Here is a 10,730-nt window from a genome sequence, read left to right as displayed (position 1 = left end):
CGGGGGGAAGGCGGGGGGAAGGGGCTGGCGCCGGGGATTACCTGTGGGTAGCGTGCGGCGCCATGGGTGCTGAGGAGGGGTTCTACGAACGGATCGGTGAGGGCCGCTTCCGGGCCACGGAGGCGACGCGCGGGCCGTGGGACGCGGGCTCGCAGCACGCCGGGCCGCCCGCCGCGCTGCTCGGGCGGGCGGTGGAGGAGCGGCCGGGGGCGCGCGGGGACATGCGGGTCGCGCGGATCACGTACGAGATCCTGCGGCCGGTGCCGATCGGGGAACTGGCCGTGGCCACCTCGGTGCTGCGGGCCGGGCGGGGCACCGAGCTGGTCGAGGCGGCGCTCACCCCGGCCGGTGCGGACGCGCCGGTGATGCTCGCGCGGGCGCTGCGGATCCGGGTGGCCGGGGAGCCGGTGCCGGCGGTGGCCCAGGGGGCGCAGGTGCCGCCGCCGGGGGAGGCGGGGGTGGCGCCGTTCTTCCCCGTGCCGTGGGAGACGGGGTACCACTCCTCGATGGAGGCCCGGTTCACGGAAGGGGCCTTCACGGAGCCGGGGCCGGGGACCTGCTGGATGCGGATGCGCGTGCCGCTCGTCGCCGGGGAGGCGGTGCGGCCGCTGGACCGGGTGCTGGTCGCCGCGGATTCGGGGAACGGGATCGCGGCGGTGCTGGACATCGGGCGGTTCGTGTTCGTGAACGGGGACCTGAGCGTCCATCTGCACCGGCACCCCGTGGGGGAGTGGGTGTGCGTCGAGGCGCGGACGAGTGTGGACGCGGGCGGCATCGGGCTGGCGGACGCCCGTCTGCACGACGAGAAGGGGCCGATCGGGCGGGGGGTGCAGAGCCTGTTCGTGGCGGGGCGGTGAGTGCGGTGGGCGGGTGAGGGGTGGTTCGGCGGGGCTCAACCCCCTTGGCTGCCTGGGGAGTCCGTATGGCAGGCTCGTGCGGATGGAGCCGTTGAGAGACACCGACCCCGCGTACATCGGCACGCACGCACTGCTGGCCCGGCTCGGGGCCGGCGGGATGGGTCAGGTGTACCTCGGGCGGTCACCCGGCGGGCGCCTGGTGGCCGTCAAGGTCGTGCGTGAGGAGATCACCGGGCACCCGGAGGCGCTGGCCCGTTTCCGGCGGGAGGCGCAGACGGTACGGGCGGTCCGCTCGGCCTACACGGCGAACCTGATCGACGCCTCGTTGGAGTCGGCCCCGTTCTGGCTGGCCACCGAGTACGTTGCGGGACCCACGCTCGGCAACGCGATCGGCGCCCGGGGGGCGTTGCCCCCGCAGACCTGCCGACGGCTGGGCGCGGCACTGGCCGAGGGGCTGGCGAGTGTGCACGCGTACGGGGTCACGCACCGGGACCTGAAGCCGCAGAACGTCATCCTGGGTGCGCAGGGACCCCAGCTGATCGACTTCGGCATCGCACGCGGGGTCGGCGCGACGGAGCTCACCCAGGACGGTCAGGCTCCCGGCACGCCCGGCTACACGGCTCCGGAGGTGCTGCTGAAGGGTGAGACGGGGGCGGCGGCCGATGTGTTCGCGCTGGGCGCGACGCTGGCGTACGCGGCCACGGGCCGTCCGCCCTTCGGCACCGGGGTGGCGTCGACGGTGGGTTACCGGGCGGTGCACGAGCCGGTCGACGTGCTCGGGGTGGAGCCGGGGCTGGCGGCTCTGATCGAGGCCTGCGTGGCCAAGGACCCCGCCGCGCGCCCGACTCCGGCGGAGGTGATCCGGCTGTGCGGGGTGCGCGACGCGCTGGTGGACGACCCGGTGTACACGGCGCTGGGGGCGCTCGGGGAACCGGTGCCGCTGCACGAGATGCGCACGCAGGGGCCGGGCTACCCGTACGTCCCGACCCAGGCCGGCTCGGGCGCCGCGGGGCCCGCCCGCCCGGCGAGCCGCCGCACGGCATGGGCCGTCGCGGCTGTGGCCGTGACCGCAGCACTCGCGCTGGCGGCCTGGCAGCTGCTTCCGCTCGACGGTGGCGGTGGACGGGACGAGCAGGCGCGGGGTGGGGGCGGGACGCCCTCGCAGAGCCCCGCGGCTCCCGGGCAGGGGCCGGCGGGGTCCCCGCAGCCTTCGGCGTCCTCAGGCAGCAGCGGCACGGCAACGCCCGCTGTTTCCACGGGCGGAGCCAAGCCTCCGGCGCCGTACATCGAGAACAACCAGATCTCGCACTACTTCTGGAAGCCGTCGGCCGACCCGGAGATGGCCGCTCATGGCGTTGGGCAGTGCAACCTGCCCGCCGAGCAGAAGCCGCCGGGCGCGGACTTCCAGACCACCGCCAGGGTCTCGGGGAACTCCACGACCATCGAGATGCGGATCAAGTACGCGGAGATGAAGCCGACCAAGCCCGATCCGTATTACGTGTCGGTGGCTGTCAGGTCCCCGCACGATCTGGACTTGGAGACGGGCAAGCCCTTCAAGGTGGACAACAAGAGCGTCGGGTTCACGAGCAAGCCGATCGACATCTACGGCAAGTGGCCCTCGGGCGAGTTCCTGAGCCTCAAGTATCCGGACGACTTCGCGGATCACACGGCGGGCAAGACGTACCCCGCTGTGCCCGCCACCAACGACCCGGGAGACTGGACGCTGGTCTTCTATCACGTCGAGGATGACCCCACGAAGTACACGAGCATCGGCTGCTCGGGCTTCCGAGTGGGGTAGTACGACTGGCGACACGGGCGATTCACACGTGAAAGCGACGGGGATGGGGGAGTGTTGACGGATGCGCAGATTCTGGATGGCGGGCGGAATCGGGATCGGTCTCTGTCTGGGCTTCCTCGTGCTCGTCGTGGTGGGCACCTACTCGGCCGCTGCCGGTCTCGCCGGTGGGGGCGGAGGACGGCCCCTCGGACTGGTCAAGGGCGCCGTGCCGGAGAAGTACCAGGCCTTGGTGCAGAAGTGGGGCGCCCTCTGCCCGGCGCTGACCCCCGCGCTGCTCGCGGCCCAGCTGTACTCCGAGAGCGGCTGGGACCCGAAGGCCGTCAGCCCGGCCGACGCGCGGGGGATCGCGCAGTTCATCCCCGGTACGTGGGCGGGTCACGGCATCGACGGGGACGGTGACGGGGACCGGGACATCTGGGATCCCAACGACGCCATCCCCTCGGCGGCTTCGTACGACTGCGAGCTGGCCAAGGACGTGGCGGGCGTGCCGGGTGACGCCACGTCGAACATGTTCGCGGCCTACAACGCGGGTGCGTACGCGGTCATCAAGTACGGCGGAGTGCCTCCCTACAAGGAGACGCAGGGGTACGTGAAGGACATCCGCTCCCTGGCGAAGACCTTCGAACGGCCCGTCGGGCGGGTCTCGCCCTCGCAGCAGGCCGCCGGGGCCGTGTACTTCGCGCAGAAGCAGCTCGGGACGCCGTATCTGTGGGGTGGTGACGGGACGGCCGCGGACAGTGGGCGGTTCGACTGTTCCGGGCTGACCAAGGCGGCGTACGAGACCGTCGGGGTGGAGCTGCCGCGGGTGGCCAACGACCAGTACAACGCCGGGTCGCATCCCTCGCGGAGCGAGCTGCTCCCCGGTGATCTGGTGTTCTTCTCCGATGATCTGACGAACTCTCGGGAGATCCGGCACGTCGGGCTGTACGTGGGCGGTGGCTACATGATCAACGCCCCGTACACCGGTGCGGTCATCCGGTTCGACAAGATCGACACCCCCGACTACTTCGGTGCGACCCGGGTGACGAAGGAGGGGGCGGAGGCGCTACCGGAGCGTTCGCCGGCCACTCCGAAGGCCTAGCGACTCTCCGTAAAGCACAGGCCCTGAGCTGCGACGATGAGTCACTCTTGGATAACGTTGACGTGATCATCCGGTGGAGAGTGGAACCATGCCCGGTAGTAAGGGCGTTCCATGCTCACGGGGGTTGATCGGCAGGGGGGTTTGAAGGGGCGCACACGTCGTGCGTCCGCACGGGACCTAGGCAGGCAAGGGGCCGCGTCACATGGCTGGACTCACGACCGGTGGGCCGAATGTGGATGTCAGCCTGCTGTACCGGATCAACAGCGTCGCCCGGACCGCCCCCGACTGGCTCGACCGGGGCGTCGCCCTGCTCGCCTCCTACGGGCTGCCGCTCGCCATGGTCCTGCTCGTGCTGTGGTGCTGGCGCGGGGCGCGGCGGCAGGACGAGGCGGCTGCCGCCGAGTCGTTCGCCGCGCTGGTGTGGGCCCCGCTGGCCGCCGCGATCGCGCTGCTGGTGAACGTGCCGCTGCGCGGGTTCGTGGCGCGGCCGCGGCCGTTCGTCGCGCACGAGGGCCTGGAGGTGCTCGGCGGTGTGGGCGTCGGTCCGGGCGCCGGGTTCTCCTTCGTCAGCGACCACGCCACCCTCGCGATGGCCCTCGGCATCGGGGTGTTCCTGGCCAACCGCCGGCTGGGGCTCGTCGGGATCGGGCTCGCGCTCGCCGAGGGGCTGTGCCGTGTCTACCTGGGCGTGCACTACCCGACCGACGTCATCGGGGGCTTCGCGCTCGGCACCGCCGTCGTCCTCGTCCTCGCGCCGCTCGCCATGGCCGGGCTGACCCCGCTGGCGCGGGCGCTCGCGCGGACGCCGCGCGTGGGGTGGCTCGTACGGGCCAGGGGGCGGGTGCTGGCCCGGCCCGTCGAGCTGGCGCAGCGGCCGGCCGAGAGCGACCTGGCCGCCTGACGCTCCGCAGGCGGACGGCCCTACGGGTTCCAGAGGGCGAGCAGGAGCGCCAGAAGCAGGCACAGGCCCGCCGCGCCGAAACACAGCCGGACCGCCGTCGGGCGCTGACGCGGCGTCACGGTTCGCCGTCCTCGCCGCCGCCGGGGTGCTCCGCCTCCTCGCGGCGGTAGCGGGAGCGCAGCCACAGCCCCGTGGCCGTCGCCGCGGCGGTGGTGAGCCCGACGGCCAGCGCCACGTCGGCCGGGCCGTCCGCCGAGCCCACCGGGCGGGCCCAGGCCGCCGCGGCCGGGGTGAGCGCGAGCAGCAGGGCCCAGAGGAGGGCCGCGAGGCGGGGTGCGGTACCTGGCATGCCTCCAGCGCAACCGCTCCCGCAGCCCCCGGCCAGCCGGGAAGGCCGAACGGGCGACACGCCCGGCCGCGGGGGCTGGGCCCCTACCCCTCCGTGCCGTGTCGGGTGGCGTCCTTGCGGGCCAGGTCGCGGGAGCGGCGGGCCGGGCCCGTCCAGCCGCAGCTGCACACGGCCAGGCAGAAGGAGCCCCGCTCGGCGGTGCTCGTGATGTGTCCGGTGGGTGCCTGCGCGGGGACCGCGGGGTGACGCGGCCCGGGCACAGCGGTAAACGGAGCGATCTGGGTCGCCTTGGTGTGCGGATCCACCTCTCCACGGTACCGGGGCGGCCCAAAGCCGGTACGGCCCCTGGCCACTTCCGGACCGTTACGGGAAACCCCGGACCTCGTTAACCGGAGCGGGTGGGGGCCTCGGGCAAACAGCGGTCATGCGTTGGGGGTTGGCAGGCGATGGTGGTGCACCAGCACAGGCGGCGGCGACGGCGTGCGGGCGAGGCGGTGCTCGCGGTCTGTGTGGCCGTCACCGTGGCCGCGCTGGGCGGCTGCGGCGCCGCGAGCGGAACGGTGGCCGGCGGCGGCGCGGGCGACGCCCGTCCCCCGGGCGACCCCGCGGCGGCGGTCCGGGGGGCCGCGGACGCGCTGGCCGCCACCGGGAGCGCACAGGCCCGTACGGCCATGGAAATGGCCACCGGCGGGACCCGGGTGACCATCCGGGGCGAGGGCGGGGTCGACTTCCGCAAGGGGATGGGCCAGCTGCTGGTGATGCTCCCCGCCGACGTGAAGGGACAGCCCGAGCACCGCCCGATCACCGAGCTGCTCGTCCCCGGCGCGCTCTACATGAAGAACCGCGGCGCCGGAGTCCCCGACGACAAGTGGGTCCGCCTCGACACCGCCGCCCTGCCCGACGGGAACCTCGTCACCGGCGGGGCCACCGATCCGCTGGCCGCCGCCGAGCTGCTGCGCGGGGCGCAGGAGGTGACGTACGTCGGCGAGACCGATGTGGCGGGCACCAAGGTGCGCCACTACCGGGGGACGACGGACATCGGGCGGGCCGCGCAGAACGCCTCCGCGGGGGTCAGGGAAGCGCTGCGGGCAGCGGCGAAAGGGTTCAGCAAGGACAGCGTGCCGTTCGACGCCTACCTGGACGAGGAGGGCCGGCTGCGGAAGGTCCGGCACCGTTTCACGTACGTCAAGAATGGCGTGATCGATGTCTCCTCGACGACGCTGCTGTACGGGTTCGGCACCCCGGTGACCGTCGTATTGCCCGCAGAAGGGGACATTTACGCCGGGAAGATCGCCGAGTAGCCGCCCGGGACGGCCCGGGCGGTACGTCCGGGCCATGGCTCCACTATCCGGAAATGGTCCATCCGTGTCATGCGCGGCACGAGCGGCGGTCCCTACGCTGGGAAACCGGGTGCCGGACGGGCGATGGCGGCAGAGAGAGGTGGCGCGCGTGACTCCCGCAGGCGGTACGACGGTGCAGGACCACGTGGCGCTCGCCGAGATCGAGCTCTGCGGGGAGCTGATCATCGCGGCCTCGGCCGCGGTGGAGGACCGGCTCAGTCAGGACCGGATCGACGAGGTGCTGATGGGGATCGGCCCGTAGGTCCCGCAGGCCGGCGCGGCGACGCTGCCGGAACTAGCTGCGCAGCAGGCGGCCGATGGCCTTCGTGGCCTCCTCCACCTTCGCGTCGATCTCGGTACCGCCCTTGACGGCGGCGTCGGCGACGCAGTGGCGCAGGTGCTCCTCCAGGAGCTGGAGGGCGAAGGACTGGAGGGCCTTCGTGCTCGCCGACACCTGGGTGAGTATGTCGATGCAGTACACGTCCTCGTCGACGAGCCGCTGGAGGCCCCTGATCTGGCCCTCGATCCGGCGCAGCCGCTTGAGGTGCTCGTCCTTCTGGTGGTGATAGCCGTGGACGGGAACGGCCCCGGAGCCCTCCGCCTCGATGGTCGTCATGAGTCCTCCCGTGGTCCGGAACGAGGGGGTATATACCCCTCGTGGGTATAGGTTACTTCGCCCAGGCCGCAGGGACAGGGATCCGCAGGGCCCACTCTGCCCGCTCTGCCTGATGGAGGACACCCGGGACCGCCGGTTAGCCGTCGCCGGGGGATACGCCTAGCATCAGCCTGACCGAATCCGATGCACCCCGAGGACCCCACGTGCGATTTCGTCTGACCCCCAGGGAGACGAGCTTCTACGACATGTTCGCCGCATCCGCGGACAACATCGTCACGGGCTCGAAGCTCCTGATGGAACTGCTCGGAGCGGATCCCTCCGCCCGGGCCGAGATCGCGGAGCGGATGCGTGCGGCCGAGCACGCCGGGGACGACGCCACGCACGCGATCTTCCACCAGCTGAACTCCTCCTTCATCACGCCGTTCGACCGCGAGGACATCTACAGCCTGGCCTCGTCGCTCGACGACATCATGGACTTCATGGAGGAGGCCGTCGACCTCGTCGTCCTCTACAACGTCGAGGAGCTGCCCAAGGGCGTCGAGCAGCAGATCGAGGTCCTGGCGCGGGCGGCCGAGCTGACCGCCGAGGCCATGCCGCACCTGCGGACCATGGACAACCTGACCGAGTACTGGATCGAGGTCAACCGGCTGGAGAACCAGGCCGACCAGATCCACCGCAAGCTGCTCGCCCAGCTCTTCAACGGCAAGTACGACGCCATCGAGGTGCTGAAGCTCAAGCAGATCGTCGATGTGCTCGAAGAGGCCGCCGACGCGTTCGAGCACGTCGCGAACACGGTGGAGACCATCGCGGTCAAGGAGTCCTGAACCTCGTGGACACCTTCGCTCTGATCGTGACCATCGGTGTCGCGCTCGGCTTCACGTATACGAACGGTTTCCACGACTCCGCGAACGCCATCGCGACGTCCGTCTCGACGCGGGCCCTGACCCCGCGCGCGGCGCTCGCGATGGCCGCGGTGATGAACCTCGCCGGTGCCTTCCTCGGCAGCGGTGTCGCCCACACGGTCAGCCAGGGGCTGATCGAGACGCCCCAGGGCAACCGGGGCATGTGGATCCTCTTCTCCGCCCTCGTCGGCGCGATCGTCTGGAACCTGATCACCTGGTACTTCGGGCTGCCCTCGTCCTCCTCCCACGCCCTGTTCGGCGGCATGGTGGGCGCGGCGCTGGCCGGCGGGACCGAGGTCCTGTGGGGCGGGGTGATCGACAAGGTCGTCATCCCGATGTTCCTGTCGCCGGTCGTCGGCCTGATCGTCGGCTACCTGGTGATGGTCGCCATCCTGTGGATGTTCCGCCGCGCCAACCCGCACAAGGCCAAGCGCGGCTTCCGCATCGCGCAGACGGTGTCCGCGGCCGGCATGGCCCTCGGCCACGGCCTCCAGGACGCCCAGAAGACCATGGGCATCGTGGTGATGGCCCTGGTCATCGCCGATGTCCAGGGCGCCGACGACCCGATCCCGGTCTGGGTGAAGATCGCGTGCGCGGTGATGCTGTCGCTGGGCACGTACGCGGGTGGCTGGCGCATCATGCGCACCCTCGGCCGCAAGATCATCGAGCTGGACCCGCCGCAGGGCTTCGCGGCGGAGACCACCGGCGCCTCGATCATGTTCGCCACGGCCTTCCTCTTCAAGGCGCCGATCTCCACCACCCACGTGATCACCTCGGCGATCATGGGTGTGGGCGCGACCAAGCGGGTCAACGCGGTCCGCTGGGGCGTCGCCAAGAACATCATCCTCGGCTGGTTCATCACCATGCCGGCGGCGGCCCTGGTGGCGGCGGTCTGCTTCTGGCTGGCGGACCTGGCCTTCGTCAGCTGAGTCCGGGAACGAGAAACGGGCCGGCTCCCCCCACCCAGGGGGAGCCGGCCCTCTTTCTTTCCATCCCGCGGTGGCACCGCCATGCAGCACCGCAGGACGACCGCGCGAGCGGCCCCGGCGTTCTAGCCGAAGCGGCCCGAGATGTAGTCCTCGGTCGCCTGGACGGACGGGTTGGAGAAGATCCGGTCCGTGTCGTCGATCTCGATCAGCTTTCCGGGCTGGCCGACGGCGGCGAGGTTGAAGAAGGCGGTGCGGTCCGAGACGCGGGCCGCCTGCTGCATGTTGTGGGTCACGATGACGATCGTGAACCGCTCCTTGAGCTCGCCGATCAGGTCCTCGATGGCGAGGGTGGAGATCGGGTCGAGGGCGGAGCAGGGCTCGTCCATCAGCAGGACCTGCGGCTCGACCGCGATGGCGCGGGCGATGCACAGACGCTGCTGCTGGCCGCCGGAGAGGCCCGAGCCGGGCTTGTTCAGGCGGTCCTTGACCTCGTTCCAGAGGTTCGCGCCCTTGAGGGAGCGCTCCACGATGTCCGTGAGCTCGGACTTCTTGAACTTGCCGTTCAGGCGCAGGCCCGCCGCCACGTTGTCGAAGATCGACATGGTGGGGAAGGGGTTCGGGCGCTGGAAGACCATGCCGACGGTGCGGCGCACCGCCACCGGGTCCACGTTCGAGCCGTAGAGGTTCTCGTCGTCCAGCAGCACCTTGCCCTCGACGCGGCCGCCGGGGGTGACCTCGTGCATGCGGTTCAGGGTGCGCAGGAAGGTGGACTTGCCGCAGCCGGAGGGGCCGATGAAGGCCGTCACGGAGCGCGGTTCCACGGTCATCGAGATGTCATCGATGGCCTTGTGGCTGCCGTAGAAGGCGGAGAGGCCGCTGACGTCGATTCGCTTGGCCATGAGGGGTCACTTCGCTTTCATACAGTCGCGTCAGCGACCGGTCTTCGGGGCCTTCCAGCGGGCGATGCCGCGGGCCACCAGATTCAGGATCATGACGAAGGCGATCAGGACGAGCGCCGCGGCCCAGGCACGGTCGTAGGAGGCTTCACTGCCGACCTTGTACTGCTCCCAGATGTACAGCGGGAGCGAGGACTGGGCACCTTCGAAGGGGTTGCCGTTGATCAGCTGCGATCCGAAGACCAGCAGCATGATCGGCGCGGTCTCGCCGGCGATGCGGGCGACGGCCAGCATGACACCGGTGGAGATGCCGCCGATGGCCGTGGGCAGGACGACCTTGAGGATCACGCGCCACTTCGGCACACCGAGGGCCAGGGCGGCCTCGCGCAGCTCGTTCGGGACGAGCTTGAGCATCTCCTCGGTGGAGCGGACGACGACCGGCATCATCAGGATCGACAGGGCCATCGCGCCGGCGAAGCCGGACGGGCCGAAGCCGAGCATCAGGTTCCAGGTCGTCAGGATGAACAGGCCCGCGACGATGGAGGGGATGCCGGTCATGACGTCGACGAAGAAGGTGACGGCGCGGGCCAGCTTGCCCTTGCCGTACTCGACCAGGTAGACGGCGGTCAGCAGGCCGATGGGCGCCGCGATCAGGGTGGCGAGGGCCACCTGCTCCAGGGTGCCGAGCAGTGCGTGGTAGACGCCGCCGCCCTGCTCGAAGCTGGTCACGCCGTTCATCGAGTGGGTGAGGAAGTCCGCGTTCAGGGCCTTCAGGCCGCGGCTGATCGTGGTCCACATCAGGGACAGCAGCGGCACGACCGCGAGGACGAAGCAGACCCAGACGAGGGACGTCGCGATGCGGTCCTTGGCCTGGCGGCGGTTCTCGACGACCGCGCTGGCGGTGTACGTGATCACGACGAACAGCAGGGCGGCGATCAGGCCCCACTGGACCTTGCTGTGCAGGCCGAAGACCAGGCCGATGACGCTGCCGAGGACGGCGGAGGCGACGGCGATGCCGGCGGGGGCCCAGCGGGGCAGGCCGCCGCGGGGCAGGCCGGCGG

The 10,730-nt window shown here is 71.1% G+C and carries 13 protein-coding genes; 8 read left to right on the top strand and 5 right to left on the bottom strand.

Translation table 11 applies throughout. The features are described from left to right. Window positions 1-62: 62 nt before the first annotated feature. The 4 genes from VR44_RS25515 to VR44_RS25500 all read left to right on the top strand — a co-directional run bounded on the left by VR44_RS25515 (window position 63) and on the right by VR44_RS25500 (window position 4,637). On the top strand, window positions 63-857 hold the full coding sequence (locus VR44_RS25515; protein WP_045949938.1) for a thioesterase family protein: 795 nt from the start codon (window positions 63-65) through the stop codon (window positions 855-857). A gap of 82 nt (window positions 858-939) precedes the next feature. Continuing rightward, window positions 940-2,655, top strand: coding sequence for a serine/threonine-protein kinase (locus VR44_RS25510; RefSeq protein ID WP_045949937.1), 1,716 nt, complete (start codon window positions 940-942; stop codon window positions 2,653-2,655). Window positions 2,656-2,731: 76 nt separating this feature from the next. Further along, window positions 2,732-3,736 (top strand): C40 family peptidase, encoded by a 1,005-nt coding sequence (locus tag VR44_RS25505; protein ID WP_045949936.1) that lies wholly within the window; start codon window positions 2,732-2,734, stop codon window positions 3,734-3,736. A 202-nt stretch (window positions 3,737-3,938) separates the two neighbouring features. Further along, on the top strand, window positions 3,939-4,637 hold the full coding sequence (locus tag VR44_RS25500; RefSeq protein ID WP_045949935.1) for a phosphatase PAP2 family protein: 699 nt from the start codon (window positions 3,939-3,941) through the stop codon (window positions 4,635-4,637). A 115-nt stretch (window positions 4,638-4,752) separates the two neighbouring features. Here VR44_RS25500 and VR44_RS25495 read toward each other — a convergent pair whose 3' ends face one another. Both VR44_RS25495 and VR44_RS25490 read right to left on the bottom strand, forming a co-directional pair. Beyond that, window positions 4,753-4,986 carry a hypothetical protein gene (locus VR44_RS25495; protein ID WP_045949934.1) on the bottom strand — a complete coding sequence of 78 codons (234 nt, stop codon included), beginning with the start codon at window positions 4,984-4,986 and terminating at the stop codon, window positions 4,753-4,755. Between the two features lie 83 nt (window positions 4,987-5,069). Beyond that, window positions 5,070-5,246 carry a hypothetical protein gene (locus tag VR44_RS25490; RefSeq protein ID WP_169791045.1) on the bottom strand — a complete coding sequence of 59 codons (177 nt, stop codon included), beginning with the start codon at window positions 5,244-5,246 and terminating at the stop codon, window positions 5,070-5,072. Between the two features lie 186 nt (window positions 5,247-5,432). Here VR44_RS25490 and VR44_RS25485 point away from each other — a divergent pair, with 186 nt between their 5' ends. Both VR44_RS25485 and VR44_RS46050 read left to right on the top strand, forming a co-directional pair. Further along, entirely contained in the window at window positions 5,433-6,287 is an 855-nt protein-coding gene (locus tag VR44_RS25485; RefSeq protein ID WP_045949932.1) for an SCO4651 family lipoprotein, read from the top strand. A gap of 148 nt (window positions 6,288-6,435) precedes the next feature. Then, on the top strand, window positions 6,436-6,588 hold the full coding sequence (locus tag VR44_RS46050; protein WP_169791044.1) for a hypothetical protein: 153 nt from the start codon (window positions 6,436-6,438) through the stop codon (window positions 6,586-6,588). Between the two features lie 33 nt (window positions 6,589-6,621). On the opposite strand, the gene VR44_RS25480 is transcribed toward VR44_RS46050, so the two are convergent. Further along, complete coding sequence (locus tag VR44_RS25480) at window positions 6,622-6,942, bottom strand: metal-sensitive transcriptional regulator (protein ID WP_045949931.1); 321 nt, start codon at window positions 6,940-6,942, stop codon at window positions 6,622-6,624. A gap of 203 nt (window positions 6,943-7,145) precedes the next feature. Between VR44_RS25480 and VR44_RS25475 the strand changes: the two genes are divergently transcribed. Together VR44_RS25475 and VR44_RS25470 are read left to right on the top strand one after the other, a co-directional pair. Continuing rightward, window positions 7,146-7,766 carry a DUF47 domain-containing protein gene (locus VR44_RS25475; protein WP_042818429.1) on the top strand — a complete coding sequence of 207 codons (621 nt, stop codon included), beginning with the start codon at window positions 7,146-7,148 and terminating at the stop codon, window positions 7,764-7,766. 5 nt (window positions 7,767-7,771) lie between these two features. After that, complete coding sequence (locus tag VR44_RS25470) at window positions 7,772-8,773, top strand: inorganic phosphate transporter (RefSeq protein WP_045949930.1); 1,002 nt, start codon at window positions 7,772-7,774, stop codon at window positions 8,771-8,773. 122 nt (window positions 8,774-8,895) lie between these two features. Here the strand turns inward: VR44_RS25470 and pstB are convergent, their stop codons facing one another. After that, window positions 8,896-9,672, bottom strand: a complete 777-nt coding sequence (pstB, locus tag VR44_RS25465; RefSeq protein ID WP_042818437.1) for a phosphate ABC transporter ATP-binding protein PstB — start codon at window positions 9,670-9,672, stop codon at window positions 8,896-8,898. Between the two features lie 30 nt (window positions 9,673-9,702). Then, on the bottom strand, window positions 9,703-10,722 hold the full coding sequence (gene pstA / locus VR44_RS25460; protein ID WP_063778967.1) for a phosphate ABC transporter permease PstA: 1,020 nt from the start codon (window positions 10,720-10,722) through the stop codon (window positions 9,703-9,705). Window positions 10,723-10,730: the final 8 nt, after the last annotated feature.

Source organism: Streptomyces katrae (assembly GCF_000966975.1).
In the GTDB taxonomy this organism is placed as follows: Bacteria; Actinomycetota; Actinomycetes; order Streptomycetales; family Streptomycetaceae; genus Streptomyces; species Streptomyces katrae.
This window is presented reverse-complemented; position numbering and strand designations above follow the sequence as displayed.